General features: G+C 62.7%; 28 protein-coding genes. 18 read left to right on the top strand and 10 right to left on the bottom strand.

Features of this window, described 5'->3' with window-relative positions:
- Nucleotides 1–105 precede the first annotated feature (105 nt).
- The 3 genes from DY201_RS10110 (at nucleotide 106) to DY201_RS10100 (ending at nucleotide 3733) form a co-directional block, all read left to right on the top strand.
- Complete coding sequence (locus DY201_RS10110) at nucleotides 106–2295, top strand: anthranilate synthase (RefSeq protein ID WP_115731086.1); 2190 nt, start codon at nucleotides 106–108, stop codon at nucleotides 2293–2295.
- Nucleotides 2296–2362: 67 nt separating this feature from the next.
- Complete coding sequence (locus tag DY201_RS10105; protein WP_115731085.1) at nucleotides 2363–3319, top strand: cation diffusion facilitator family transporter; 957 nt, start codon at nucleotides 2363–2365, stop codon at nucleotides 3317–3319.
- Nucleotides 3320–3436: 117 nt separating this feature from the next.
- Complete coding sequence (locus DY201_RS10100; protein WP_115731084.1) at nucleotides 3437–3733, top strand: putative quinol monooxygenase; 297 nt, start codon at nucleotides 3437–3439, stop codon at nucleotides 3731–3733.
- Here the strand turns inward: DY201_RS10100 and DY201_RS10095 are convergent.
- The 4 genes from DY201_RS10095 to DY201_RS10085 all read right to left on the bottom strand — a co-directional run bounded on the left by DY201_RS10095 (nucleotide 3730) and on the right by DY201_RS10085 (nucleotide 7635).
- Nucleotides 3730–4935, bottom strand: a complete 1206-nt coding sequence (locus DY201_RS10095) for a ZIP family metal transporter (protein WP_245431949.1) — start codon at nucleotides 4933–4935, stop codon at nucleotides 3730–3732. The two genes, DY201_RS10100 and DY201_RS10095, sit on opposite strands and share 4 nt — an antisense overlap.
- The gene (locus DY201_RS10090; protein WP_425358758.1) at nucleotides 4932–6062 is read right to left on the bottom strand and encodes a multicopper oxidase domain-containing protein; all 1131 of its coding nucleotides are present in this window, start codon (nucleotides 6060–6062) and stop codon (nucleotides 4932–4934) included. Before DY201_RS10090 ends, DY201_RS10095 begins: the two co-directional genes overlap by 4 nt.
- A gap of 259 nt (nucleotides 6063–6321) precedes the next feature.
- Nucleotides 6322–6504, bottom strand: coding sequence for a hypothetical protein (locus DY201_RS28710; protein WP_131922246.1), 183 nt, complete (start codon nucleotides 6502–6504; stop codon nucleotides 6322–6324).
- 144 nt (nucleotides 6505–6648) lie between these two features.
- Nucleotides 6649–7635, bottom strand: coding sequence for a Bug family tripartite tricarboxylate transporter substrate binding protein (locus DY201_RS10085; RefSeq protein WP_115731082.1), 987 nt, complete (start codon nucleotides 7633–7635; stop codon nucleotides 6649–6651).
- 198 nt (nucleotides 7636–7833) lie between these two features.
- Between DY201_RS10085 and DY201_RS10080 the strand changes: the two genes are divergently transcribed.
- From DY201_RS10080 to DY201_RS10055, 6 genes are all read left to right on the top strand, one after another.
- The gene (locus DY201_RS10080; RefSeq protein ID WP_115731081.1) at nucleotides 7834–8916 is read left to right on the top strand and encodes an AbrB family transcriptional regulator; all 1083 of its coding nucleotides are present in this window, start codon (nucleotides 7834–7836) and stop codon (nucleotides 8914–8916) included.
- An 83-nt stretch (nucleotides 8917–8999) separates the two neighbouring features.
- Nucleotides 9000–9302, top strand: a complete 303-nt coding sequence (locus DY201_RS10075) for a DUF6958 family protein (protein WP_115731080.1) — start codon at nucleotides 9000–9002, stop codon at nucleotides 9300–9302.
- A 384-nt stretch (nucleotides 9303–9686) separates the two neighbouring features.
- Nucleotides 9687–11354 carry a 2-isopropylmalate synthase gene (gene leuA / locus DY201_RS10070; protein ID WP_165915851.1) on the top strand — a complete coding sequence of 556 codons (1668 nt, stop codon included), beginning with the start codon at nucleotides 9687–9689 and terminating at the stop codon, nucleotides 11352–11354.
- A gap of 135 nt (nucleotides 11355–11489) precedes the next feature.
- Nucleotides 11490–13259, top strand: coding sequence for a tetratricopeptide repeat protein (locus DY201_RS10065; protein ID WP_165915832.1), 1770 nt, complete (start codon nucleotides 11490–11492; stop codon nucleotides 13257–13259).
- Nucleotides 13260–13390: 131 nt separating this feature from the next.
- Nucleotides 13391–14191 (top strand): alpha/beta fold hydrolase, encoded by an 801-nt coding sequence (locus DY201_RS10060; protein WP_115731077.1) that lies wholly within the window; start codon nucleotides 13391–13393, stop codon nucleotides 14189–14191.
- 156 nt (nucleotides 14192–14347) lie between these two features.
- Nucleotides 14348–14950 (top strand): hypothetical protein, encoded by a 603-nt coding sequence (locus DY201_RS10055; protein WP_115731076.1) that lies wholly within the window; start codon nucleotides 14348–14350, stop codon nucleotides 14948–14950.
- Here DY201_RS10055 and DY201_RS10050 read toward each other — a convergent pair.
- On the bottom strand, nucleotides 14940–15875 hold the full coding sequence (locus DY201_RS10050; protein ID WP_115731075.1) for a metallophosphoesterase family protein: 936 nt from the start codon (nucleotides 15873–15875) through the stop codon (nucleotides 14940–14942). The two genes, DY201_RS10055 and DY201_RS10050, sit on opposite strands and share 11 nt — an antisense overlap.
- Before the next feature lie 53 nt (nucleotides 15876–15928).
- Between DY201_RS10050 and DY201_RS10045 the strand changes: the two genes are divergently transcribed.
- Nucleotides 15929–16423: an NUDIX domain-containing protein gene (locus DY201_RS10045; protein WP_115731074.1), complete on the top strand. Its 495-nt coding sequence runs from the start codon at nucleotides 15929–15931 to the stop codon at nucleotides 16421–16423.
- Nucleotides 16424–16564: 141 nt separating this feature from the next.
- Here the strand turns inward: DY201_RS10045 and DY201_RS10040 are convergent, their stop codons facing one another.
- Complete coding sequence (locus tag DY201_RS10040; RefSeq protein WP_115731073.1) at nucleotides 16565–17554, bottom strand: glutathione S-transferase family protein; 990 nt, start codon at nucleotides 17552–17554, stop codon at nucleotides 16565–16567.
- A 272-nt stretch (nucleotides 17555–17826) separates the two neighbouring features.
- On the opposite strand from DY201_RS10040, the gene DY201_RS10035 reads away from it, so the two are divergent.
- From DY201_RS10035 to DY201_RS10015, 5 genes are all read left to right on the top strand, one after another.
- Complete coding sequence (locus tag DY201_RS10035) at nucleotides 17827–18363, top strand: GNAT family N-acetyltransferase (protein ID WP_115731072.1); 537 nt, start codon at nucleotides 17827–17829, stop codon at nucleotides 18361–18363.
- A gap of 66 nt (nucleotides 18364–18429) precedes the next feature.
- Complete coding sequence (locus tag DY201_RS10030; RefSeq protein WP_115731071.1) at nucleotides 18430–19191, top strand: 3-hydroxyacyl-CoA dehydrogenase; 762 nt, start codon at nucleotides 18430–18432, stop codon at nucleotides 19189–19191.
- Nucleotides 19192–19337: 146 nt separating this feature from the next.
- Complete coding sequence (locus tag DY201_RS10025) at nucleotides 19338–20102, top strand: HugZ family pyridoxamine 5'-phosphate oxidase (protein WP_115731070.1); 765 nt, start codon at nucleotides 19338–19340, stop codon at nucleotides 20100–20102.
- 128 nt (nucleotides 20103–20230) lie between these two features.
- Nucleotides 20231–20527 carry an ArsR/SmtB family transcription factor gene (locus DY201_RS10020; protein WP_115731069.1) on the top strand — a complete coding sequence of 99 codons (297 nt, stop codon included), beginning with the start codon at nucleotides 20231–20233 and terminating at the stop codon, nucleotides 20525–20527.
- A gap of 64 nt (nucleotides 20528–20591) precedes the next feature.
- Nucleotides 20592–21395 carry a TrmH family RNA methyltransferase gene (locus DY201_RS10015; RefSeq protein ID WP_115731068.1) on the top strand — a complete coding sequence of 268 codons (804 nt, stop codon included), beginning with the start codon at nucleotides 20592–20594 and terminating at the stop codon, nucleotides 21393–21395.
- 2 nt (nucleotides 21396–21397) lie between these two features.
- On the opposite strand, the gene DY201_RS10010 is transcribed toward DY201_RS10015, so the two are convergent.
- Both DY201_RS10010 and DY201_RS10005 read right to left on the bottom strand, forming a co-directional pair.
- Nucleotides 21398–22546: a coiled-coil domain-containing protein gene (locus tag DY201_RS10010; RefSeq protein WP_115731067.1), complete on the bottom strand. Its 1149-nt coding sequence runs from the start codon at nucleotides 22544–22546 to the stop codon at nucleotides 21398–21400.
- Nucleotides 22547–22652: 106 nt separating this feature from the next.
- Entirely contained in the window at nucleotides 22653–23234 is a 582-nt protein-coding gene (locus DY201_RS10005) for a DUF1134 domain-containing protein (protein ID WP_067959164.1), read from the bottom strand.
- Nucleotides 23235–23576: 342 nt separating this feature from the next.
- Between DY201_RS10005 and chpT the strand changes: the two genes are divergently transcribed.
- A complete protein-coding gene (gene chpT, locus DY201_RS10000; protein WP_115733701.1) occupies nucleotides 23577–24206 on the top strand; it encodes a histidine phosphotransferase ChpT in 630 nt (209 codons plus the stop codon).
- Between the two features lie 302 nt (nucleotides 24207–24508).
- On the top strand, nucleotides 24509–24877 hold the full coding sequence (locus DY201_RS09995) for a response regulator (RefSeq protein ID WP_115731066.1): 369 nt from the start codon (nucleotides 24509–24511) through the stop codon (nucleotides 24875–24877).
- A gap of 117 nt (nucleotides 24878–24994) precedes the next feature.
- Here the strand turns inward: DY201_RS09995 and ctrA are convergent, their stop codons facing one another.
- The gene (gene ctrA, locus DY201_RS09990; RefSeq protein WP_067959158.1) at nucleotides 24995–25690 is read right to left on the bottom strand and encodes a response regulator transcription factor CtrA; all 696 of its coding nucleotides are present in this window, start codon (nucleotides 25688–25690) and stop codon (nucleotides 24995–24997) included.
- Between the two features lie 453 nt (nucleotides 25691–26143).
- Here ctrA and DY201_RS09985 point away from each other — a divergent pair, with 453 nt between their 5' ends.
- Nucleotides 26144–26521 carry a flagellar export protein FliJ gene (locus DY201_RS09985; RefSeq protein ID WP_115731065.1) on the top strand — a complete coding sequence of 126 codons (378 nt, stop codon included), beginning with the start codon at nucleotides 26144–26146 and terminating at the stop codon, nucleotides 26519–26521.
- 88 nt (nucleotides 26522–26609) lie between these two features.
- On the opposite strand, the gene DY201_RS09980 is transcribed toward DY201_RS09985, so the two are convergent.
- On the bottom strand, nucleotides 26610–26960 hold the full coding sequence (locus DY201_RS09980; RefSeq protein ID WP_425358721.1) for a winged helix-turn-helix transcriptional regulator: 351 nt from the start codon (nucleotides 26958–26960) through the stop codon (nucleotides 26610–26612).
- Between the last annotated feature and the right edge of the window lie 24 nt (nucleotides 26961–26984).

The raw sequence follows: 26984 nt of genomic DNA, 5'->3' as shown, positions 1-26984 counted from the left end.
GCGTGCGCGTGAAAATTGTGATGGCCGCAACGGGATTTCCGGGCGGCCATTTGCTTTTTTCGAACCAGGCTCCGGACGCTCCCACTGCAAGAGATGGAGACGGGAATGACGTTGGAATTGCTTGAAAACGGCGCTGAGCGCTACGTGACGTCAGGCGGGGTGTCGATCACCCGGCAACGCCACGAAACCGCCTATTCCGGGGCGATCGAGACCTATCTCGACGGGCTCAACAGCCGGCGCGGCGCGGTGTTCTCCTCCAACTACGAATATCCCGGCCGCTATACGCGATGGGACACCGCCATCATCGACCCACCGGTGGTGATCTCGGCACGTGGACGCTCGATGAAGATCGAAGCGCTGAACGGCCGCGGCGAAGTGCTGCTGCCGGTGATCCGCGCCACACTCGCACCGCTCGAAGAGCTGACGATCACGGAGACGACCAAGCGCCTGATCGCGCTGGAAGTGCCGACGCCCGGTCGCGTCTTCACCGAGGAAGAACGCTCGCGCGTGCCTTCGGTGTTCACCGTGCTGCGCGCGATCACAGCTTTGTTCAAGTCGGACGAAGACAGCAATCTCGGCCTCTACGGCGCCTTCGGTTACGACCTCGCCTTCCAGTTCGACCCGGTCGAGCACACGCTGGAGCGCAAGCAGAGCCAGCGCGACCTGGTGCTGTTCCTGCCCGACGAAATTCTCGTCGTCGACCATTACTCGGCCAAGGCCTGGCATGACCGCTACGACTATGCCGGCGCAGGCTTCTCGACCGTAGGCATCGCCCGCGACAGCGTCGTGGAACCGTTCAAGCCGTCCGACCGCATTCCGCCGCGCGCCGACCATGAGCCGGGCGAATATGCCCAATTGGTGCGCCGGGCGATGGACAGCTTCAAGCGCGGCGACCTGTTCGAGGTCGTACCCGGCCAGATGTTCTACGAGCGCTGCGAGACGGTGCCGTCGGAGATTTCGCGCCGGCTGAAAGCGATCAACCCCTCGCCCTACTCGTTCTTCATCAATCTCGGCGAAGGCGAGTATCTCATCGGCGCTTCGCCGGAGATGTTCGTCCGCGTCAACGGCCGCCGCGTCGAGACCTGCCCGATCTCGGGCACCATCAAGCGTGGCGACGACGCCATCTCCGACTCTGAGCAGATCCTGAAGCTGCTCAATTCGAAGAAGGACGAATCCGAGCTTACCATGTGCTCGGACGTCGACCGCAACGACAAGTCCAGGGTTTGCGAGCCAGGCACGGTACGCGTCATCGGCCGCCGCCAGATCGAGATGTATTCGCGGCTGATCCACACCGTCGATCACATCGAGGGCCGTCTGCGCGAGGGCATGGATGCCTTCGACGCCTTCCTCAGCCACGCCTGGGCGGTGACGGTCACCGGCGCGCCCAAATTGTGGGCCATGCGTTTCATCGAACAGAACGAGAAGAGCCCGCGCGCCTGGTATGGCGGGGCGATCGGCATGGTGCATTTCAACGGTGACCTGAACACCGGCATGACGCTGCGCACCATCCGCATCCAGGACGGTATCGGCGAGGTGCGCGCAGGCGCCACCCTGCTCTACGATTCCGTTCCCGAGGAAGAAGAAGCCGAAACCGAACTGAAGGCCTCAGCCATGCTTTCCGCCATCCGCGACGCCAAGACCGGCAACGCTCCCGGCACCGAACGCGCCACCGCGCGCGTCGGCGAAGGGGTCAAGATCCTGCTCGTCGACCACGAGGACTCCTTCGTCCACACGCTGGCCAACTATTTCCGCCAGACCGGCGCCGACGTCTCGACCGTGCGTTCGCCGGTGCCCGAGGAGATCTTCGACCGGATCAAGCCGGATCTCGTGGTGCTCTCGCCCGGCCCTGGCACGCCGAAGGATTTCGACACGGCGGCCACCATCAAGAAGGCACGGGCGCGCGACCTGCCGATCTTCGGCGTCTGCCTGGGCCTGCAGGCGCTGGCCGAAGCCTATGGCGGCGAGCTCCGGCAACTGGCCGTGCCGATGCACGGCAAGCCGTCGCGCATCCGCATCTCCAAGCCGGGCATCGTCTTCTCCGGCCTGCCCAAGGAAGTGACAGTCGGCCGCTATCACTCGATCTTCGCCGATCCGGTCCGCCTGCCAAGCGACTTCGTCGTCACTGCAGAAACCGAGGACGGCGTCATCATGGCGTTTGAACACAAGAAAGAACCGATAGCGGCGGTGCAGTTCCACCCCGAATCGATCATGACGCTCGGCCACGACGCCGGCATGCGCATGATCGAGAACGTGGTTGCCCATATGCCGCGCAAGGCCAAGGACAAGGCGGCCTAGCCACATCGAAAACCTTCCCTCTCGCGGTCTCCCGGCCGCGGGCGGCACCAGTCATCAAAGCGAGATCATGGTCCAGACCGAAACGCAGCGATCGTCAGCTAGCGGCAGCCAGCCGACATCGGCCAAGAAGCGCGTCGCAAGACTGGCCTTTTGGTCGATCATCATCGGCGCCGCCGTGATGGGGCTGAAATTCGTCGCCTGGTGGCTGACGGGTTCTGTCGCGCTTTACTCGGACGCCCTGGAATCGATCGTCAACGTCGTCGCCGCCATGGCCGCCTTCTGGGCGATCAAGGTCAGCCACAAACCGGCCGACATCGACCACCAGCATGGCCACCACAAGGCCGAGTATTTCTCTGCCGTGCTCGAAGGCGTGCTGATCATCGTCGCGGCACTTCTGATCCTGTTCGAGGTCTGGCGCAGCTGGGGCGTGCCGATGAATGCGGACGAGCCCTGGCTCGGCCTCGGCATCAACGGTGTTGCCGCCGTCATCAACGCCTTCTGGGCCACCATGCTGATCCGCGTCGGCCGTGCCGAACGCTCGCCAGCCATGGTCGCCGACGGCCATCACATCATGACCGACGTGGTGACGTCGGCTGGCGTGCTGCTTGGCCTTGTCGGCGCCATCGCCACCGGCTGGACGATCCTCGACCCGGTGCTCGCCGTCATCGTCGCACTCAACATCCTGTGGCAGGGCTGGCACGTGATGAGTTCGTCGATGAACGGCCTGATGGACCGCGCCGTCGAGCTTGAAGAGCACATGCGCATCCGCGACATCATCTCGGCCAACTCCAAGGGCGCGATCGAGGTGCACGACCTCAAGACCCGTATTGCCGGCCGCGCCACCTTCATCGAATTCCACCTCGTCGTCGACGCAGACATGAGCGTCGGCGAAAGCCACGTCATCTGCGACCGCATCGAGGATGCGCTGAGGGAGGAAATTCCCTCCGTGCGTATCATCATTCATGTCGAGCCCGATGACGAAGCCAAGTTGCCCAAGGGCACAGTGGCGGTCCCCTTCGCCTGAACTTCGACCCGTTTGTCAGGATGATGTCGGCTTGAACAGTCGGCGTGCGCTGTCGCGGCTGGACAAGCACGGCCGCGCAAGCTCTATCGGGGCTACGAGGCGATGCGAGGTCCTGATATGTACGGATTGATCGGAAAGATGCGGGCGCGGACAGGCAAGCGCGACGAGCTTCTCGGCATTCTGCTCGACAGCTCCGGCGCCATGCCGGGCTGCCTGAGCTATGTCATTGCCAAGGATCCCGCCGACGCCGACGCGATTTGGATCTCCGAGGTGTGGGACAGCAGCGCCAGCCACAAGGCCTCGCTGCAACTGCCCGAGGTGCAGGCCGCGATCAGCCGGGCAATGCCGATCATCGCCGGCTTCGAAACCAGCATCGAGACCGAGCCGGTCGGCGGCCTCGGGCTGGGGCGCTAGATCTTCACCAGCATCGCGGTGAGGTACATGAAGCCGGCGCCGGCGGCGAGGCCGCTCATGATGGCCGGGCTGAACAGGCCATTGCCGTCTGGCCCTTGGCGGCGACGCATCATCGCCGTGACCTCGACGATGACCTGAAGGATCGCGCCGGCACCGATGGCAAGCGCCAACGCCGACCATTGCGGTGCGAACGCCAGGCTGCCGATCCACAGGCCCAGCACCGCCGGCCCGCCGGCCAGCAGCGTCAACCAGGCAAAGGTCCAAAGCGCGATGCGTTCGCGGAGGATCGGTGCTGCAATGCCGATGCCCTCGGTGACGTTGTGCAAGGTGAAGCCAATCACCAGGAAGGTGCCCAAGCCTGCAGCACCTGCCGCAAAGGCAGCGCCGATCGCCAGACCTTCACCGAAATTGTGCAGGCCGATGCCGATGGCGATGTAGGTGGCAAGCGCCAGGCCCTTTGGCGCGCCATTGCGCCGGCCGATGCCCATCAGGATCAGGAAGCTCGCCGCCGCGGCCAGCACAACCATGGCGTTGCCCTGGAAGATGGCTGCCGATTCTGCTGCAAGCTCGAAGGCGTCGCCCATGGCATCGATCATCAGGAAGGCCAGCAGCCCAACGGTGACGGCAAGCAGAAAGTTCATGCCGTTGCGGCCGACGCTGCGCAGCGCCGGATAGAACATGAGGCCGATCGCCACCGGCACGATGCCGACGAAGATGCCGAGAATAGCTTGCGACAGCAGGCTGGAACGGCTGGCGACGGGTGTCGCCACCGCAACCGGGATGTCGTGGGCGAATGTGGCACCGGTATTGGTCACCAGGTTGACCGCGTGCGCTTCGCCGAGCACCCAGGGGAACGGCACCTCGATCCAGGCCGAGCTGCCGCGCGCCAGCGGTCCGGGCGGGTCCTGGGTGAATTGCCAGTAGGCGTCGTCGACCTGGACCTGGGCGATCGTCATCGGCTCCGAACCGCCGGCACGCACCAGGACACGAATGCCGTCGCTGCCGAGGATCACGCGCTCGAAGGCGATGTCCTCGACGGGCGGCGTGCCATTGTTGAAGCGTGCCAGCGGATTTGTCGCAACAAGGACCGCAATCGCCGCAGCGAAGGCGAGCAACGGCAGAATGATCCACCAGAGCACGCGGCGCGGAGGCGTTGTGCCCGGCAGTTCGGCTTCGGTCCCGGAGATCGGAGCGTCCCTCATGCCACGTCCTCCACGACGTCGAACATGCCGACCCAGCCCAATTCGGTGAACTCCGACTGATGCGGGTGGAACATGTACAGGCCGGCCTCATGCTCGGCGAAGGTGAACTCGATGATACCGCGCTGGGCTTGGCACTGGGTGATCAGGTCGACCGTCTTGAGCGTCGGGGTCAGCGTCGTGCCCTGGTCGAAATAATCGAAGAAATTGGCATGCAGGTGAAACGAGTTGATTGGATCGAACTCGACGACGTTGATCAGGTAGATCCGCACCGGCCTGTTCTTGGCGATCCGGATCGGCGTGTTCATGTAGGTGTGTGCCACCGTGTTGACGGCGTAGAACTCGTTCTCGCCGTCGAAATTGGTGTCGAAGGCATTCATCACCATGACGAACTCCTGCCACTGCGCATTTTCGGGCGAGCCGTAGAGCCGCGAACGGGCGACATCGGCCTGCTCAGGGTGGCGCGCCGGATCGGGATCGATGACAAAGGCGCCGTACATGCCCTTGTGGATGTGCCGCTTCAGCGGCAGCGCGTGACAATGATAGAGATGGCAGCCGAAGGGCTTGGCGTCGAACTCGTAGACGAACTCATCGCCAGGATTGATCAGGCCGGCACCCGGCACGCCGTCCATGCGCGCAGCGTGGATGCCGTGGAAGTGCATCGAATGCGGATGCGAGCCGTAGTTCTTGAACACGATGCGTAGGCGCTCGCCTTCGGTGGCGCGCAGGGCCGGGCCGGGAACGCGGCCGTTGTAAGTCCAGGCCGGAAACATCACGCCAGGCGCGATCTCGATTTCCTTGTCCTCGGCAACGACCTCGAAGGTCCGCAGCGTGCGCCCGTCAGGAAGCTTCGATGTCGTGCCGACATCCCAGTCGGTCAGCATCTTGGCCGGGTCGAAGCCGTTGCGGGCACTGTCGACTTCGCCGACGGTGACCATCGCGCCATGCGCGCCGCTGTGCCCTGCCGAAGCCGGATACGCATCGGCGCCAGAAGGCGATTGAGCTGCAGCAGCGCCATGCCCCTCATGCGACGCCTGCCCGACCACGGCGGTGACGCCCGCAGCGCTGGCTCCAGCGGTGCAGATGCCGCCGGCCAGCAACAGCCTGCGGCTAAGCCGCTCGCCTAACATTGTCGCCACTTCGACCATCCCGAGTCATGATGCAAATGCGAATGATTTGCATCATGCTCTCGCAAACACGCGCGCACAAGCTGAATCTGATTGGCAGCCGAAGGGTCTAAGCAGGTGTGGTGAACAGACAATCCGATGGTTGGGCGTTGGGCGGACGCCAAAGAACACACGAGAGCGATGCTCGAGACTTGAGATGCTGCCAGCTTGGCAAGGTCAAGAGCGGAGGAATTGCCATCGCGCACGGGCGAGATGCACGCCATCACGCAATATTGCGGTGACTCTGCACCACAGAAATTTCATGCAAGCCGCTGACCGATTTAGCTATTCGGGGAAAGGCATCCTCATCGGAGCGATGCCGGCAGACGGTCGCGCCCGGCCCCGCACTGCCGACGCTGGATTGCGCCAATTCGGGATCGCCAACTGGTAGGGCGCCGAGTTGCAATGGCGCCTCCTGCCGTCGCCCTGCCCCGGACCGTGGCCTGGCGAGGACGGCCTGGCTTCAGCCAGTCCGCTCGATGGTCGCCACGGAAGCGTACAGAGCAATCGGGCGGCGCATCGCTGAAAACGGCGCGCCGCCCGCGCTCTGTCAGTCCATCTGAATCTTGGCATCCTTGACGACAGGGCCCCACTTGGCCAGCTCGGCCTTGACGTGGGCAGCCAATTCATCCGGCGTCGAGCCGACGATCTTGGCGCTGAAGCCGTTCATCTTCTCGATGACGGCCGGGTCGGTCATCGCCTTGTTGGCCGACCCGTTCAGGCGATCGATGACCTCCTTCGGCGTGCCGGTGGGGGCAAACAGCGCATTCCAGGTGTAGGTCTCATAGCCCGGCACGCCCGCTTCGGCGATCGTCGGCACGTCGGGGAACGACGGCGCCCGCTCAGCCGTGGTGACGCCCAGCGCCTTGAGCGTGCCGCCCTTGATGTGCGAGGACGAGGACGGCAGATTGTCGAACATGATCGGCACCTGGTTGCCGACGACGTCGTTCAGCGCCGGGCCGGCGCCCTTGTAGGGAATGTGCTGGATGCTGACGCCGGCCATCGCCTTGAACAGTTCGCCCGAGAGGTGCAGCGGCGTACCGTTGCCCGACGAGGCATAGGCATATTTGTCGGGCTCGGCCTTCAAAAGCGCGATCAGCTCCTGCACGTTGTTGACCGGTAGCTGCGGGTTGACGACCAGCACGTTGGGCACGACGACAAGCAGCGAAACCGGGGCGAAATCTTTCTCCGGATCGTAGGGCTTGGTCTTGAGGATGAGTGGGTTGAGCGCGTGCGTGGCGACCGTGCCCATCAGGATGGTGTAGCCATCCGGTTCGGCGCGGGCGACGCGATCGGCGCCGATGTTGCCGCCGGCACCGGCAACGTTTTCGACAATGACCTGCTGGCCGAGATCGTCCGACATCTTCTGCGCGATGATGCGGGCCACGACGTCGGTCGAGCCGCCGGCGGCAAAGGGCACCACCAACGTCACGGTCCGGTCGGGAAATTGCTGGGCAACCGCCTCGGGTGCCAGCGCCAAAAGCGACGCAGCCGAAAGCCCAAGCGCCAATGTCATGCGGCGGGTGAATTTCATCATCAGTACGCACCTCCCGGTTAGCGGCGGCACCTCGTTGCCGTCCGCGTGGAGCGGCGAGCGTATGAACTTTACCTACGCTGTCAATGCAACGTTGGAGGTATGGTGACGTTCGGCGAGGAAACCGAGGAACATGCCGGCACTGAATCTTGCAGACAACACGGGCTGACACATCCGCCCGAATAGGTCTAAGACGGCGGCATGAAGCCTGCCCCGCAACCTGCCGCTCCGCTCACAGACAAGAAGCCCGTGGTGCAGTGGGCCTTGCTGCTTGTCTGCTCGGTTCTGCTTGCCGGGCTGTTCGAGCTCGTGCACCTGCCCGCAGCCCTGCTTGTCGGTCCGATGCTGGTCGCCATCATGCTCGGCAGCAACGGCGCCACGGTACGGGTGCCGCGACCGCTTTTCGTTTCGGCACAGGCGCTGATCGGTTGCCTCGTCGCAAGTTCTATTTCGGCCGGCATCTTCGTCACCTTCGCCGCCGAATGGCCACTGTTCCTGAGTGCTGCCATTGCCACTGTTGCGGCGAGCAGCTTCCTCGGCTGGTTCATCTCGCGGCTCAAGGTGCTGCCCGGCACCACAGCCGTCTGGGGTTCGGCACCGGGGGCCGCCACCGCCATGGTGCTGATGGCCGACGCCTTCGGCGCCGACGCGCGGCTGGTCGCCTTCATGCAATATCTGCGCGTCATCATGGTCTCGATCGCAGCCGCGGTCATCGCCCGGCTCTGGGTCGACACGGCGGGGGTCGAAGCGCCTGGCATCGCCTGGTTTCCATCGATCGTCTGGCCGGCCTTTGGCGCCATGATCGGCGTTGCCATCGTCGGCGGAACACTCGGCTACCTCCTGCGCATCCCCTCGCCCTATTTCGTCGGCGCGATGCTGGTCGGAGCCGTCGTCCATCTCGGCTTCGGCATCGAACTGCAGCTGCCGGAATGGCTGCTGGCCATCGGTTATACGCTGGTCGGCTGGTCGATCGGGCTCAACTTCACCCGACCCATCCTTCGCCACGCAGCGCGCGCCTTGCCGCAGGTGGTAGGCTCCATCGCGGCATTGATGGCCTTTTGCGGCGCACTGGCCTTTGGCCTGCACATGATCCTCGGCGTCGATCCGCTGACAGCCTATCTCGCGACCAGCCCTGGCGGCATGGATTCCATCGCCATCATCGCCGCCGCCTCCAAGGACGTCGACCTGTCCTTCGTGCTGACGCTGCAGATGCTGCGTTTCCTGATCGTGCTGCTGTTTGGCCCGGCCTTGGCCCGGCTGGTAGCACGCGCGATCAAGGACTGAGGACGCGAAAAAAGACCTTGCCTCTGTAGGATCGTGCCATTCGCTTTCGTCCTTTGATCGTCACACGAGGAAGGAAAGCAGAAATGGCATCTCAAGCTTTAGCGAAAATCGAACTCGAGAACGTCAACTATCCGGGTCAGGCAAAGCCGGCCGATGCCGCCATGTACCAGGCGATGAAGCAGGCAATCCTTGAGGTCCTGCCCGCGAAGTCGCCGGGACTGACCTTTGCCGAGATGCAGGAACGTGTCCGCGGTCATCTGCCCGAGCAGCTCTATCCCGGCGGCGCCAAGGCAGGCTGGTGGACAAAGGCGGTACAGCTCGACCTCGAGGCAAAAGGCATCATCGCACGCGAGAAAGTCAGCCCGCTGCGCCTGCACAAGGCATAGGCTGCGCGACAAAAGGTCTAACCCGACAACCCCACGGTGCCGGTCAGCCAGCTCTTGCGCGGCACATGCGCCTCCTGTAAGAGAGCGCCATGTCGTCGCGCAAGATCAACGAAATCTCCCGTCCGGCCGCTTTTGCGGGCGAGACGCTGCGCGCCCTTTCCTCGGCTCTCCTTCTTCTCGGCCTTATCGGCGATCGCCGGGCTCGTTAAGGGAGCGTCCGGCGGTCGAAATTGCCGCCGAGGCATCTGCTCCTTTGCTCTTCACAACAGAACCGAATTTCTGATTTAAGACCGCTGAAGCATGCGCGCCCTGTCGTGCATGGCGGCCAAGAGAACGAGACCGACAATGAGCAAGACCATCCTCGCTTCCGGCCGAAGCGCCGGCATGCCGACAGCCGCAGTCAAGTACCAGGCCTACCACAAGATCGACCTGCCCGACCGGACCTGGCCGTCCAGGACCATCGACAAGGCGCCGATCTGGTGCTCGGTCGACCTGCGCGACGGCAACCAGTCGCTCGTCGATCCGATGGGCCACGACCGCAAGGCGCGCATGTTCCAGCTCTTGCTCGATATGGGTTTCAAGGAGATCGAGATCGGATTTCCCTCGGCATCGCAGACCGACTTCGATTTTGCCCGCTGGTGTATCGAGGAAGGCAACGTCGCCGACGACGTATCGCTGCAGGTCCTCGTCCAGTGCCGCCCGGAGCTGATCACCCGCACCTTCGAGGCGCTGAGCGGCGCGCGCAAGCCGATCGTGCATTTCTACAACTCGACCAGCGAGTTGCAGCGCCGCGTGGTGTTCGCCAAGGACGTCGCCGGTATCAAGCAGATCGCCACAGACGCCGCCAAGATGATCACCGACATGGCGGCCAAGGCCGGCGGCGGCTACCGTTTCCAGTACTCGCCCGAAAGCTTCACCGGCACCGAGCTCGAAGTCGCACTCGAGATCTGCAACGCGGTTGCCGAGATCGTCAAGCCGACGCCCGACAACAAGCTGATCATCAACCTGCCCTCGACCGTCGAGATGGCGACGCCCAACATCTATGCCGACCAGATCGAGTGGATGTGCCGCAACCTCGACAACCGCGAAAACCTGATCATCTCGCTGCACCCGCACAATGATCGCGGCACCGGCATCGCCGCCACCGAGCTCGGCCTGATGGCCGGTGCCGACCGTGTCGAAGGCACGTTGTTCGGCAATGGCGAGCGCACCGGCAACGTCGACGTGGTGACGCTGGCGCTCAACATGTTCACCCAAGGCGTCGACCCGATGCTCGATTGCTCGGACATCGAGCGGATCAAGCAGGTCTACGAATATTCCAACCAGATGATCATTCCGGAGCGCCACCCTTATGTCGGCGAGCTGGTCTACACCGCGTTCTCCGGCTCACACCAGGATGCCATCAACAAGGGCATGAAGGCGATCAAGGTCGCCAACAAGCCGTTGTGGGAAGTGCCCTACCTGCCGATCGACCCGCAGGATGTCGGCCGCAGCTATGAGGCGATCATTCGCATCAACTCGCAGTCGGGCAAGGGCGGCATCGCCTATGTGCTTCAGGCCGATTACGGCCTCAACCTGCCGCGATCGCTGCAGGTTGAGTTCAGCCAGGACATTCAGCAGATCACCGACAGCGAAGGCAAGGAAGTGTCGCCCAAGCGCATCCATGAGCGCTTCCTCGAACGCTATGTCGACCAGCCGGGCGCCCGGCTGAAATTCATCGATCACCAGACCTTCCCCGACACCGAGGTCAAGGGCCGCCGGGTTGTCGAGGCGACCATCCTCGACAATGGCAGGGAGATTGTGATCAAGGGCACCGGTAACGGCCCGATCGACGGCTTCGTCGACGCTCTCTCCCGCCACATTGGCATTGACCTCTCGGTGCTCGACTATTCCGAGCATTCGATTCAGCGCGGATCGAACGCCTCGGCCATCTGCTACATGGAAGTCGAGCACCCGGCCGGCCGCCTGTTCGGCGCAGGCATCAACACCAATATCGTCGCCGCTTCACTTGAGGCTGTGGTTTCCGCAGCCAACCGGATCGTGTCGCGGTAGTTTAACTCCAGTCCGCAGATGCCTCGCCCGTGGATAACGGGTGGGGCATTTGTGCATCGTTGCTGAGCGCGCTTGTACACTGACGCCAGCCGACTATGATCAGGCCGTTCGTACCGGTTGGAAAAGGGTCGACACTTGGTTGCCTCCACGCCTGCTGCCCCCGCAGTGCGCGAAGCGCTTGAGCGGCTTGTTGCCAGCGAGACCTTTGGCCGGTCCGACCGGGCACGCAAGCTGCTGCGCTATATTGTCGAACGCGAACTCGCCGGCGAGGCCGAGAGGCTGAAGGGTTTTGCCATCGCGGTCGACGTTTTCGGCAAGGACGCCGAGTTCGATTCGGCGACCGATGCCGTCGTCCGCGTCCAGGCCGGGCGCCTGCGCGAACTTCTGGCGCATTATTATGCCGCCGAGGGTAGCAACGATCCGATCCGGATCGGCATCCCGCGCGGCAGCTATGTGCCGACCTATGAGACGCTTGCCGAGCTGCCACCGGCATCCCCTCGCTCTGCCGAAGCGCAGCATAACGGTTCGGTAGCGGTGCTGGCCAGGGCCGAAACAGGCCTTGCCGAGAACGAGCCGCATCACGGCGAAGAGGTTCAAGTCGATCCGGGCTACTCCGGCACCAGCGTCAAGCGGCAGCTTCGCTACTTCTGGGCGGCGATGGCGCTGGTCATCGTCATGCTTGGCATCCTGGTCTTCCGCAACATCGGCGGCCCGATCGGGTTCGAGGTTGCGGGCCTCGGCAGCTCTCGTGGCTCCGCGGCAAGCGTCAACGACTCCGTCGACCAGTTGCCCGCCATGCACATCCACTCGAGCTCCGAAGGCGGGGAGACGGCACGCGTGGCGACAGTCTTGCGCACGGCACTGTCGGGTTTCGACACCATCGATCTCATTGCCCGCGAGCGATCCGATACGGTCAGGCGCGCCGACGCCACCGACTTCGACTTCACTGTCGAGACCGGCCCCAGCGCCGGGTCGGTGCTGGTCGAACTTCAGCACATGGCCAGCGGCCGCATCCTATTGTCTCGCGTGCTCTCGCCGCAGGAGATCAGCCCCGAGGTCATCGACGACCGCATCGCCGACATCGTCTCGTCGGCCATCCCGGCGTCAGGCATGATCTACAGCTTCATCGAGCAGAACGGGCTGCAACGTGGACTGACCGCCTGCCTGCTGCTCAGCGGCGCCTATTACATGGACCAGAACGCCACCAAGCACCGCGCCGCCTATCAATGCATGGAGGATCTCTCCAAGCGCAGCGCCAAGTCGCCTGTCGTCTACGCCGAACTGGCCTCGCTGCAGTTGGAAGCGGTCACCGACAACTATCCCTACCCCACCAATGCGACGACCGAGGGTGCCTACGCACTGGCCCACAGCGCGGTGCAGATGGGGTCGACCAGCCCATATGCCCATCGCGCATTCGGCTATCTGCAGTCGCGTGCCGGTGATCGCACCGAGGCCATCAGATGGATACGCAAGGCCTATGAGCTCAACACCTACGACCTGACCATGGCGGCATCCTACGGCTATGCGCTCATTCTCGGCGGCAGCTACAGCGATGGCGTGCCGATCATGAAGCGTGCCGTCGAAAGCGCCAGCGCGCATCCGGGTTGGTGGGATTACGGCCTGTTCCTGGGCGAGTTCATGCTCGGCAACCGCTATGCCGCGGCCCGCGCCGCAAGCGCGCTCGCGACCAACAAGAAGCCACACTACGTGGCTGCGCGCCTGATCGCTGCAAGTTTCGTCGGCGATTCCAAGCAGGCTTCCGAACTGTCCAAGGAGATCGCGAACCGGTACCCGGCATTCGCCAACGACCCGGCAGCAACCTTCACCAAGGGCAAATATCCTGCGGAACTGACGAAGGCGCTGACAAAGGCGCTGCGCGCCGCCGGCCTCGGCCACCAGACCTGAGCCTCACTGGCTTTCCAGACGTATTTCTTGCATAACTAAATTTGCCCCCTTGGGGCTCATACGTTGTTTTACATTTTGCGACTTTGAATTTACAACTTTTCGTGAATTTCTGTCCGGCCATTTGAGCAAAAATGAATTACCCTATCCATGCCGCCCTGCGGGGAAGCGGCAAGAATGTAGTGGTCCTGCTGCACGGATTCGGCGGAATTGGCGGTGTCTGGGAAGACGTCGTCGATCACCTGGATGGAACATTCACCACGATCGCCTACGACTTGCCCGGCCATGGTCTTTCGCTCGACTATCCCAAGGCCGGCTCGGCCAAGGTGGCGGCAACTGCCGTGCTGGCCGATCTTGCGGCGCGTGGCATTGGCCGGGCCCATTTCGTCGGCCATTCGATGGGTGGGGCGGTTGCGACGCTGGCCGCGCTGTTCGATCCCGAACGTGTCGCCTCGCTGACGCTGCTTGCGCCGGGCGGTTATGGCCCTGAGATCAACGGCCCGCTCCTCAGGCGCTATGCGGCTGCCGCTTGTGCAGAAGAAATCCGTGCCTGCCTCGCCGAAATGTCGAGCCCCGACAGTACCGTTCCCGAGGCGGCCGTCCGCGCTCTGGCAGAGATGCGCAGCCGACCCGGCCAGACTGAAAAACTGATTGCCTTTGCCGCAGCGATGACCGCCGAAGACAAGCAAGGCGTCATCCCGCGAGAAAGCCTGGCGACACTGACGATGCCGGTAATGGTGGTGTGGGGCACCGACGATGCAGTGCTGCCTTACAGCCATGCCGACGCCCTGCCTGCGGGCTTTCTCATCCACCACGTGCTGGAGATCGGTCACATGCTGCCGGAGGAGACGCCGGCGCTCGTCGCCGACATCGTCAGCCGGATGGTTCGCCGGCGCCAGCGCCGCCAACCGGCACCTGCCGCCTGCGACAGCTGATGAATCAAGTCATGCGCAACAACGTCTAACCGGCTGTGAGGCATACCTTTTTCGGCCCCTGCGGCGGCGATGGAAAATCAGTTCACGCAAGTTACAATTCCGCCGCGATCGTGACTATGTTAACGGTTGCTTAAACATGATCCGGGGCAAAAGGCGATGAGCGACGACAGGGTGACCGCACTGAAACCGGCACACCCGCTGGCGGACGCCATCCGCGACGTCAAGAACGCCAATGCCGACCGCAGCGACGTGGTGGTCGATCTCCGCGATGCGCACCGCATGCGGCTCGAACTGCTTGCCACCGAGCTTGAGCCTGTTTTCGCCGACGTACCCAAGGACATCGACAATTTCGATTTCGCGATCTCGTCCGGGCTGCAGCCCAGGCTGTGGATCGACGCGGTGAGCCATGTCGGCCTGGGTCGCGACCGCCGCACCTTCCGATTCGTCCGCGACACCCGCATCGGCCGGATCGTACTGGCCGAATCGACCGACGCCAAGCGCATCGCCGACCAGGTGACGCGCTACATCGCCGAGCGCATCGTCGAACGCCAGCAGATGATGGAGGGCGGTGCGGAACCAGCGTTTGCAGGTTTCGCGAGACAACCTGTGGCGGACGCCGAGCCGCCCTTGCAGCGCAGCCCTGCCCTGCCAGGAATCTTGGCCGGTTTTGGGCTGCTGGTTGCCGGCGCTGCTATCGGCATCGCTGTCATGGCGGTGCTCTACTGGCTGCGTCTCGCCGCTACCGGCGTCATTCCCTGACCAGCGCCGCCGAGCGCGGCACGGCTGCGCTCAGATCGAACGTTCCGATCTCCGCCGCAGGCATCGCCGGTCCCGACAGGCCGCGACGGGTGAGCTTCACATTCCAGCTTCCCGCCTGGCCGGAGATGTCGAGCAGGTTGAACTGCGCCGCCGGCTTGTGGCCTCCCGGCGCCTGGCCGGCAGCGGCCACCCCCACCACCGGCACAGCCCCATCGTGCCCATCGATCCAGTGCAGCGTCGGCAGGTGCGAATGGCCATGCAGCACCAGCTCGGCGCCGTGGCGCCTGACCAGTTTCTGGAACTTGCCGATGCCGAACAGGCGCTTGTGCTGGCCGACGGCGCCGCGCACTGGCGGATGATGAATCATGATCGCCCGGAACAGACCGCGCTTGCCAGTTTCCTCGAGGAGCCGGCCCAACCGTTCGGCCTGGCCTTCGCGGAAGAATCCGCTGGCCATGAAGGGCGCCGTCGCGCGCGCCGTCGACACGCCGATCAGCGCAACGTTGCCGCGAACGCGAAGATAGGGAAAGCTGGTCGAACTGAGCGCGCCGTTCACACCATCGCCCTGCATCCAGGGCGCCCATACGTGGCAGGCCTTGTCGAAGGCACCGGGCACATAGGCATCGTGATTGCCTGGCACGACCGAGACGTCGGCTGCTGCGCCGAGCGTTTCGAGCCACAGCCGAGCAAGCGCGATTTCGCCATCGAGTGCCAGATTGACCAGGTCGCCGGTGACAGCCAGATGGTCGGGCGCCTGCGCCTTCAGGTCGGTGACAATCGCATCGACGATGCCGTCATGATGATAGCGGCGGCGGTTCCGCTGCCAGTTGACGTAGCCGACCATGCGCTTGGAGGCGAGGTCGCGATAGGTTACATCCGGAAGCGGACCAAGATGGACGTCGGAAATATGCGCAAGCCTGAACATTGTTTCCTTTTAGGTCACGCATACGCAGCTTTCCACCCATGGCGGCATGTCTGATGAGCAGTGCCCCCAATCCGCTTCGCCAAAAACCCTGGGCACGGCTGCGCGGCAGCCTCTTCCACCTTTATTTCCTGCTGCGGCGGCCGATGACGCTCGGCGTGCGCGGCCTCGTCCACGACACTGCCAACAACTCCATCTTCCTCATCCGCCACACCTATGTGCCCGGCTGGCAATTGCCCGGCGGCGGCGTCGAAACCGGCGAGACCTTTGTCGAGTCGCTGGCGCGCGAACTGGAAGAGGAAGGCAACATCATCCTCACCGCCCCACCGATCCTCAAGTCGATCCACCTCAATAGGCAGGCGACCAAGCGCGATCATGTCGGCTTCTACCTGGTCGAGGCCTTCAGGCAGGAAACGCCAAAGCAACCCGACCATGAAATCGCCGAGGCTGGATTTTTCCCGCTCGACGCGTTGCCGGAGGGCACGACGCCAGCGACGCGGCGAAGGATCGCCGAGGTGTTCGACGGCAAGGAAGCGTCGCCCTATTGGTGAGGCGCACAAGTTCAGCTGCGTCCTTCGAGGCTCGCTTCGCCTCTGCGGGATGTCGACCGGAAAGCACATCGCCCGGTTCGACGGGGGAGAGGTGGCGCATAGCACGCCGGAGTGGGGGCTCATACCGCGGCGAAATTGCCCTCAAGCCGCCTTCAGCAGCTTCCCCCGGTTGTGCGGCGCGCTGAGATCCATCTCCGGTCCCACCGGCACGATGCCGGTCGGGTTGATGCCGGTGTGGCTGCCGTAATAATGCGCCTTGACGTGCAGCATGTTCACGGTCTCGGCCACGCCCTGCACCTGATAAAGCTCACGCAGGTAGTTCGACAGGTTCGGGTAGTCTGCGATCCGGCGCAGATTGGTCTTGAAGTGGCCGACATAGACGGGGTCGAAGCGCACCAGCGTCGTGAACAGCCGCCAATCTGCCTCCGTCAGGGTGTTGCCGACGAGATAGCGCTGGCGCGACAGGCGGTCTTCAAGCGTGTCGAGCGCGGCGAACAGTTCGTTGAAGGCCTCCTCATATGCGGCCTGGGTGGTGGCGAAGCCGGCGCGGTAGACGCCGTTGTTGATCGACGCATAGACAAGCTCGTTGACCGCATCGATCTCGCCGCGCAGCGCTTCGGGGTGAAAGTCGACCGAGGCGTCGCCCCATGCGTCGAAAGCCGAGTTCAGCATCCGGATGATCTCGGACGACTCGTTGGAGACGATCGTCTTTTCCTTCTTGTCCCACAGCACCGGCACGGTGACGCGGCCCGAATAGGTCGGATCGGCCATGGTGTAGATCTGATGCAGGTAGTCGAGGCCGTAGAGCGTGTCGCCGGTGGCGCCATCGTCAGTGCGGAAGGTCCAGCCATTCTCGCCCATGTAGTGATGGACGACCGACACCGAGATGATGTCCTTGAGCCTCTTCAGTGCTCGGAAGATCAGCGTTCGGTGCGCCCAGGGACAGGCGAGCGAAACATACAGGTGATAGCGCCCCGGCTCGGCCTTGAAGCCACGCGTCCGGCCTGCCGCCGGCATGCCGTCGACGGTGACGAAATCGCGCCATTGCGAATGCGAGCGCACGAATTTGCCGCCTGTCGACTTGGTGTCGTACCAGCGATCCTGCCATTTGCCTTCAACCAGCAATCCCATCGTGAAATCCTTTCGTTTGCCACGATGTAGGAGCTCGGCGACTGCAGCCGAAGGGCTACTCGCTGAACGGATTGTCAACGCCGGACGCACATCGGCCAAATGCACGATGGACGGGCGCTTCAAATGATGGTAGCGGGCATTTCGATGTCACATTGTTTTGCAAATATCCGGGTCGACCGACGACGAATGAGCGCACGCGCTTGAAGCGCTGACTTGCGACTGCTGCGGCATGCCCGCGGCACCTCATCCCACGGTACCGGATTGCAAAGAATATGACCCTCGCCGACGTCACCTACATGCCGGAAGCTCCGGCGCACGATCTCGAAATCGATGAAATCAACGCCGAGGCCTTTGGCCCGGGTCGGTTCACACGCGCAGCCTACAAGATCCGCGAAGGCGGTCCGCACGACCGTTCGCTGTCCTTCGTCGCCATGCATGGTGGCCAGGTCATCGCCTCGGTCAGGATGACGCCGATCGCCGCCGGCGCCGGCCGGGCACAGATGCTGGGCCCGCTTGCCGTGCGGCCCGACTTCAAGAATATGGGCATCGGCCGCAAGCTGGTCGCCATGGCTCTTGCCGCTGCGGAAAAATCGAACGAACCCGCCGTCATCCTCGTCGGCGATGAGCCCTATTACGGCCCGCTCGGCTTTGCCCGCATCCCACGTGGCCAGATCGAAATGCCGCGGCCTGTCGACCTCAATCGCCTGCTGGCGCACGAGATCGTGCCCGGCGCGGTTGCCGAACTGGCCGGCGAGGTCTGCCACGCCAATCTGGCCAAGACACCACAACGCACGACCGAGCCGGCCTAGCCGCCGATGACTTGCCCGTGCCGCCCATCTTGCTAATTCAGTAACAGCAGAAGAGGACAGGCTGACATGAATCCAAACGGGCAGATTGCAGTGGTCACCGGTGCCGGCTCCGGCCTTGGCGAAGCCACCGCGCGCGCACTCGCAGCCAAGGGCGCCAAGGTCGCAATCTTCGACCTCAGCCTCGAACGTGCCGAGAAAGTTGCCGCCGACATCGGCGGTGTCGCCGTGCGTTGCGATGTCAGCAATGAAGAAAGCGCTGTCGCTGCATTTGCCGAAGTGGAAGCCAAGCTCGGCACGGCCCGTATCCTGGTCAACTGCGCCGGCATCGCCGTCGGCGTCAAGACTGTCGGCAAGGACGGCCCGCATCCGCTCAGCGTCTTCCGCCAGGTGATCGAGGTCAACCTGATCGGCTCCTTCAACATGATTCGGCTGTTTGCCGATGCTGCCGCCAAGCTCGAACCGCTGGCCGGTGGCGAGCGTGGCGTCATCATCAACACCGCCTCCGTCGCCGCCTATGACGGCCAGATCGGCCAGGCTGCCTACTCCGCTTCCAAGGGCGGCGTCGTCGGCATGACCTTGCCGGTCGCGCGCGACCTTTCGCGTTCGGGCATCCGCGTCGCCACCATCGCGCCCGGCATCTTCAAGACGCCGATGATGGCGGCGATGCCGCAGGAAGTGCAGGATTCGCTGGGTGCCGCCGTGCCGTTCCCGCCACGCCTCGGCGAGCCGTCGGAGTATGGCGCGCTGGCATTGCATATCGTCGAAAACCAGATGATCAACGGCGAGACAATCCGCCTCGACGGCGCCATCCGTATGGCGCCGAAATAGGCGCCAGTCAGCACAGGATCGGTTATCCTGCAGCCCCGGCAGCGTCAGCTTCCGGGGCTGTTTTGCTTGTGGCGAAACGACACCCTTGCCAAAGCCCGGCAACGTTAGATAAGTAGATTAAATTAGTCATATTTGATGGTGAAGCAGTGGAAGAGCGCAAGAAGGACGTCTTTCTGGAGACCACCACGGAAGCGACCGCGCTCGCGCGTTCGCTGATGCGCAAGGCCCGATATGGCGCGCTTGCCGTCATCGAGCCGGAAACCGGTTCGCCGCTTGCCAGCCGGGTCGGCACGGCAACCGATGTCGATGGCACGCCGCTGATCCTGATCTCCGGCTTGTCCGCCCACACCAAGGGCATCGTCGCCAATCCCGTCTGTTCGCTTTTGGTCGGCGAAGTCGGCAAGGGCGACCCCCTCGCCCATCCGCGCATCACGCTGTTCTGTCGTGCGCGCAAGCTGGAACGCGGCACGGCGGAATACGCCCGCGCCGAACGCCGCTACGTCAACCGCAATCCCAAGGCCAAGCTCTATATCGGCCTCACCGACTTCACCGTCTTCCGGCTGGAGTTGGAGCGTGCCAACCTCAATGGCGGTTTCGGGAAGGCATACCTGCTAAGCCGCGACGACCTGCTGCTGCAGGGACCGGCGGTGGAAGCGATTGCCGGAGCCGAGCAGTCAGCGCTCGACCACATGAATTCCGATCACACCGAAGCGACGGCAATCTATGCCACACATTTCGGCCGTCTCGACGACAAGGGCTGGGTGGTCAGCGGATTCGACCCCGAAGGCATGGACCTGGCCGCCGGCGACGAGACCGGACGCGTGCTTTTCCCTACGTTACTTGCCGAGGCCGCCGATCTCAGGCGAAGCCTTGTCGAAATGGCAAAAGAAGGTCGCGCAGCAAAGTCTTGATTTTTTGAGCGAAAGCTGATTTGTCATATATTAGCCAGATTGGTCAGTGATTCCATTGATGATCTAGTTGGTAATTCGGTGTTGTTGCCCCATGACACCGAAAAGGACTACGGATACACGGGGTACCCATGAAACAGAAAAAACTGTCGGCCAACGCGGAAGCTGCTGCGTCCTTGCTCACTCTCATGGGCAACGAAAAGCGGTTGATGATCATGAGCCACCTTCTCGACACCGAGATGTCGGTGGGCGCGATCGCCGAAAAGGTCTCGCTGAGCCAGTCGGCTTTGTCGCAGCACTTGGCGCGCCTGCGCAATGAAGAACTGGTCGAAACACGTCGCGACCGGCAAATGATCTATTACACCTGCAAGTCCGAAGCCGTGCGCAAGCTGCTCGGCACGCTGGAAGGCATCTTCGAGGACGCCTGATCTTCAAAGCGGACAAAGCCTTTCCAGGCTCCCATAGCGGACTGCCCTCCGCTATGAAGCAACCATGAACATCATCCGCATCGACGACCCTGCCGACCCCCGCGTCGCGCCCTATATCGATATCCGCGAGCGCGATCTGGTCGGCCGCGAAGGGCGCTTCATCGCCGAAGGCAAGGTCGTTCTGAACGTGCTGTTCGCAGCACGGCGCTTCGAGGCGGAGTCGGTGCTGGTTCTCGAAAACCGGCTCGCCGGCGTGAGCGAGACGCTTGGTCTCGCCCCTGAAGCCATGCCGGTCTATGTCGCCTCGGGCGCGGTCCTGGACGCGATTGCCGGCTTCCACATGCATCGCGGCATCCTGGCCATCGGCCGCAAGGGCGTACCAGCTTCAGTAGACGATGTGCTTGCCTGCCTGCCTGAGCACGCGCTGGTGGCGGTGCCGGTCGGCATCTCCAATCATGACAATATCGGCTCGATCTTCCGCAACGCGGCAGCCTTCGGCGCCGATGCGGTGCTGCTCGACCAGACCTGCTGTGACCCGCTCTACCGCAAGGCAATAAGGGTGTCGGTCGGCGCAGCGCTCAAGGTGCCATTCGCCGCTGGCGGAACAGCCGGCGAGCTTGCCGACGCCCTCACTCGCCATGGCTTCGAACAACTGGCACTATCACCCGCGGGCAAGGCCGATATCAGGGACATCAGGCGTCCCGCGCGGCTGGCGCTCTATCTCGGCACCGAAGGCGAAGGACTGCCCGAGCCCCTGCTGAAAAGGCTGACGACGGCAAGAATCCGCATGGCGCCAGGTTTCGACAGCCTCAATGTCGCGGCCGCCTCGGCGATCGCGCTGCATCACTTCACCGAAACGTCGGATTAGCCCTATTCCGCAGGAACAGGCTTCTGCAGCGCCCGGACGCGGTCGGCCAGGCTGATCACAGCGGGTGCGTCACCATTGACCGGCGCGCGGACTTCGCCTGAACCGGAAAGCGCCTTGGCGATCGGCGAGTCAGCGCCTTCGAGCCTGGCTGTAAGCGCCACGACCTCGGCCGCCAATTCGTGCATCTGCTCGCGCAGCTGGGAATCCTCGCCGGGAGACGACGTGCTGCGTCCTGCCTTGGACAACTCGCCCTTCAGCCGCTTGTTCTCACGCGTCAGCGTGGTCAGCCGTCCTTCTAGCCGCTCCCGCTCCATCGCCTGCGCGGTACCATTGACCGCAGCGATCTCCGTCGCACCTTGCGGCACCTTCAGTTGCTCGCGCACCCGCGCGAGTTCGCTTTCACGCAACCGTCCAAGCTCGGCCTCGCGCCGCTCCAGCTTGTCGTCGCGGTCGCTGAGTGACGACACCATCTGCTGCAATTTCCTGTCGAGTTCGCCGGCACGCTTGGTTTCGGCCTTCAGCGCTTCGCGCACCGCCTTGTTGTCGGCTTCGAGCTCGGCGAGGCGAAGGTCGCTGCTCTTGTGCTGGTTACGCAGCGTCGACATGTCGTCGGAAAGCTTGCCGATCTGGCTTTCGCGGCTCACCAATTCGATCTGGCGGTTGCTCGAGGAAAGGCTGGCCTCGTCATAGAGCCTGCCAATCTCCTCGATCTCCTGTGCCCGCTTCTCCAGCATGCTTTCGGCTTCGACGAGTTGGGCGGCAAGGGCCTTGATCTGTTCGTCGCGCTTGGCGATGTCCTCGCTCATGCTGCCGCGCGCGGCTTCCAGTTCGCTCAGGGTGCGATCCTTGTCGGCATGGTCGGTGACGTGGGCCTTTTGCGCCTCACGGCTCCGGCTGAGCTCGACGGCCTGCGTCAGGAGCTTTTCCTGCGCTGACTTGAGCTGAACCTCGACCTTGCGCAGCGCCATGGCGTGCTCGGCGCGCAGACTGTCCTTGTCGGCGCGGATTTCATCGAGGGTCATCGGAAGCTTGGCTTCGACCCGCTGGCGGGTGACCGAAACGGCACGCCGCCAGACCGACGGCGCAATCAGCAGCACCACAAAGCCGGCGGTCAGGAAGCCAAGAACGAAAAACAGGATCGACTGGACCAAGGCACTTTACCCGTTACGGACAGGCGCGAGTTTGCCATGTTCCCATGGCAGGAATCCAGCACCGCCGCAACAAAATGGCGTCCAATCGACCCCGTTCTTCACACAATCAGAACGGATTCCAGGTCGGCTGCTGGGTCAACTTCAGGTAGCCGAGATTGACGCCCAGTCGCGCGCCGACACCGGTACGGACAGGCACAAGCAGGATGTTGCCACGCTTGAGGACATTGAAGCCGACGCCGGCCACGACATAGGCCGAACCGGCAACGCCGCCATAACGATCATAGAGATTGTTCACGTCATCCAGATTGTAGACCAGGATCATCGTACGCGAGCCCTGCCCGCCGAAATCCCAGCCGAGCGAAGGACCCTGCCAGAACACCTTATGGTCGCCGGCATTCTTGGTATAGAGCGTGCCTTCGCCATAGGTCAGGCCGCCGACAAAGGCACCCGATCCCTCTTCGCCGAGCACATAGCCGTTCGGCAGGCCATAGGACGCGAAAACCTTCTCGACCACGCTGGCAAGACCGCCAGACGTCGAGCCAAAGAAGCGATGGCCGGAATCAAGGATCTCCTGCGAGGTATATTGCTGCGCGCGAGACGCAGATGTCGAAAATGCCAGAACGCCGACAAGGACGAACATCGCGGCAACAAGCCGGGCAAACGTCCGGCCATAGAATCGGGAAATCATGCTTCCAAATCTCCGTCAGGGAGCACACTTTCTCGACGCCCCGGACCCGCTGCTGCTCTTGCTGGCGGCTGGCTGGTCCAACTCCGGCAAACTATGCCGTAATCCTTTTTCAACCATTAAACTGGCCTACGAAGATGGCGGATCGAAGGCACGAATGGCTGTTAAAAACCCCGGAATTGCGCAGAAAAGCCACCATTTCGCGCAAGCGTTACCGGCAGTTTCTTGCCGCGTGAGGCGGCGCTGTGTAACCAAGAGTACTGTAAGGCCAGCCCTGATTCGTACTGCCGGGTCCATGGCCGCCAGATCGTGGTTCAAGCCATTTTTACCCGAGGGATGCCGTTCATGGCCGAGTTGTTGACGCTTTCCGCCCCTGACCTCGCAGCGCTGCTGTGCAGCCGTGTCTGCCACGACATCATCTCGCCGGTCGGCGCCATCAACAATGGCCTCGAACTGCTTGATGAGGGCGGCGCCGACGAGGACGCGATGCGGCTGATCCGCACCAGCGCCCGCAACGCCTCGGCGCGGCTGCAATTCGCCCGCATCGCCTTCGGTGCTGCCGGCTCAGCCGGCATGCTGATCGACACCGGCGACGCCGAATCAGTTGCGACCGCATTCCTCAAGAACGAGAAGCCGGAACTGTCCTGGAGCGGCGGGCGCGCACTGCTGCCCAAGAACAAGGTCAAGCTTCTGCTCAACCTGCTGCTCGTCGCCCATGCTGCGATCCCGCGCGGCGGCAAGCTGAGCGTGACGCTCGAAAACGTCGACACGGTGCCCAAATTCATCCTGTCGGCAAGCGGCCCGATGCTGCGCGTGCCGCCGAAGTTCCTCGAACTGCACTCCGGCCACAAGCCCGACGAGCCGATCGACGCCCATTCGGTGCAGCCTTACTATACTTTGCTCCTGGCGCGTGAGGCGGGCATGACGATCTCGATCCACGCCACGCCCGAGGAGATCCTGCTCACCGCCGAGTAATCGGCACAGCGCATTCAGTATTATCAAAGCATCTTTGTCATTGCCCGCGCGGCAACGATTTGGCTCTGTGCTGGAAGCAGCGCTGCCTGCCCGCAAGCACGCTCGAAGACACACGCCGCATTCGCCAAATTTATCGCGCGTCGGCATGAACGTCTTGCGGCAGTGCGCACCGGCGCAGACGAGCCGCTGATGTTTCCAAGAATTTTACCATTCGGGTTTTCGGCTTCTTTACGCACCCCGGCTATGGTCGCGTTGCATCCGGCGCGGCTGACGCGTTCGGTTCCCGCAAAAAGGACCGGGATATGAAGCGCTGCCTGTTCGTCGATGATTCGAGTGTCATCCGCAAAGTCGCCAAACGCATTCTCAACAGCCCGGAAATGGTCGTCGTCGAGGCGGCAACCGGCGCCGAGGGGCTGGACATGTGCGCCTACGACATGCCCGACATCATCGTCGTCGATGGCGGGCTCGAGGACATGGGCACCACCGACTTCATCCGCCGGGTCCGCGCCATCGAAGGCCGCGTCAAGCCGCAGATCGCGATCTGCCTGACCGAGGTCGACATCGGTGCCATCATGCGCGCCAAGCGCGCCGGCGCGCAGGGCTACCTTTTGAAGCCCTTCACCAGGCCGCAACTGCTCGACCGTTTCCGCGCCTTCGACGTCGCCGCCTGATTCGGCCCTGTTTTATCGCCCAAGCAATTCTTACGGGCGCGCAGACAGCCTATCCGTGCTCGGAATAAAGAAAACCCGGCACGAAGGCCGGGTTTTGACTGAAGTCATCAGAAGAAATCAGGCGATTTCGCGAAGCTCTTCCGGCTCGCGCAGCACATAGCCGCGGCCCCAGACAGTTTCGATGAAGTTCTGGCCGCCGGACGCCGCATCAAGCTTCTTGCGCAGCTTGCAGATGAAGACGTCGATGATTTTCAGTTCCGGCTCGTCCATGCCACCATAGAGGTGGTTGAGGAACATTTCCTTGGTCAGCGTGGTGCCCTTGCGCAGCGAGAGCAGCTCCAGCATCTGATATTCCTTGCCGGTCAGGTGTACGCGCTGGCCACCGACCTCGACCGTCTTGGCGTCGAGATTGACGATCAGGTCACCGGTGATGATGACCGATTGGGCGTGGCCCTTCGAACGGCGGACGATGGCGTGGATGCGCGCCACCAGCTCGTCCTTGTGGAACGGCTTGGTCATGTAGTCGTCGGCACCGAAGCCCAGGCCGCGCACCTTGTCCTCGATACCGGCCATGCCGGAAAGGATCAGGATCGGCGTCTTGACCTTGGACAGGCGCAAAGTGCGCAGAACCTCATAGCCCGACATGTCGGGCAGGTTCAGGTCGAGAAGGATGATATCGTAGTCATAAAGCTTGCCAAGATCGACGCCTTCTTCGCCGAGATCGGTCGTGTAGACGTTGAAGCTTTCCGATTTGAGCATCAGTTCGATGCTCTGTGCGGTTGCACTGTCGTCTTCTATCAGCAGAACGCGCATTCAAATCCCCTTTTCTGCTGCCGGAACGTCTTCGCGGTCCAAACCTTGCCGGCCCAGTGCTTACCTGAATCGGAGGCTGCCATCGAATGGTTAACAAAACCTAATTTCGTATGGAAGACCATATCAGAAATTTTAACCGGCGCATACACCCTCTTGAATCCAATCATGAATCACACGGTCAACATCTTAACGCGCTGCATTAACAAGGCTGACTAAGCGACTCCGGACGCGACCCGATCACATTCACAGCGAAAACCAGAATCTTTACCGGGCTTTAAGTCTCGATGGGTATGATTAACGATGCCCGTAAACGAATGGTTACCGACGGACAAAAACTTTAAAAGTTTGTTTTCCATAGTCGGCAGTTCAGAACCGGTTCCGGCGCGGCACGGTCCCTTGGGGCCGAGATAGGCGAGTAGAAGTGCGTTTTTCGGTGTTCGGGAGTATCGGGTCATGAAGTCACGTGAGAACCTGGTCAGGCTCAAGCAGTTTCAGGTGAACGAAAAGCGCCGTCAGCTGATGCAGCTCGATTCGATGATCGCCGAATTCGACCGCATGGCCAGCGAGCTCGAATTGCAGATCGTCGCCGAAGAAAAGAAGGCGGGGATCACCGATCTCAATCATTTCGCCTATCCGACCTTTGCCAAGGCCGCGCGGCAACGACGTGACAACCTGAAAAACTCCCAGCATGACATGGCGCAACAGCGCGCCGCTGCCGAATCCTTACTCGCCGAAGCTGAAGCGGAGCTTTCCAAGGCGGAGGCGCTGGAGTCACGCGACCGTACCACCCGCGACGCCGACAACACCGGCCGCAGCGCGATGATCGGATAGAAAGTATATTCTTTTCAATAGTTTATTGCCGCAGTCGCGGCTTCGTGCCGTTTGGCGGCCCGGCTATCGGCTCCGCCCGCACACGCCGCTAGGCCCTGAATTCAGTCGGCTCGCCTTCGACAGCCAATGACTGGGCACGCGAATCACGAATTTCGGGCGCATGGCGCTCCGCCCAGACCCTGATCTGGTTGAGCAAGTCGGACAGGTTGCGACCGAGATCGGTCAGCTCATACTCGACGCGCGGCGGGATGACCGGAAAGATCTCGCGCCGCACCAGCCCGTCACGCTCAAGAATCCGCAGCGTCTGCGTCAGCATCTTGGGCGTGATGCCCTCGACCTTGCGCTGCAGTTCGCCATAGCGCCGCCTACCCGGCTTCAAAGCACCAACGACCAGATAGACCCACTTGCTCGCCAGCATCTCGAGCACGGTGTGGGACATGCACTCGCGCCGGAAGGCGTCATA

It is taken from the genome of Aminobacter aminovorans (assembly GCF_900445235.1).
In the GTDB taxonomy this organism is placed as follows: domain Bacteria; phylum Pseudomonadota; class Alphaproteobacteria; order Rhizobiales; family Rhizobiaceae; genus Aminobacter; species Aminobacter aminovorans.
The sequence above is the reverse complement of the archived record's forward strand: the minus strand, read 5'-3'. Positions and strand labels throughout refer to the sequence as shown.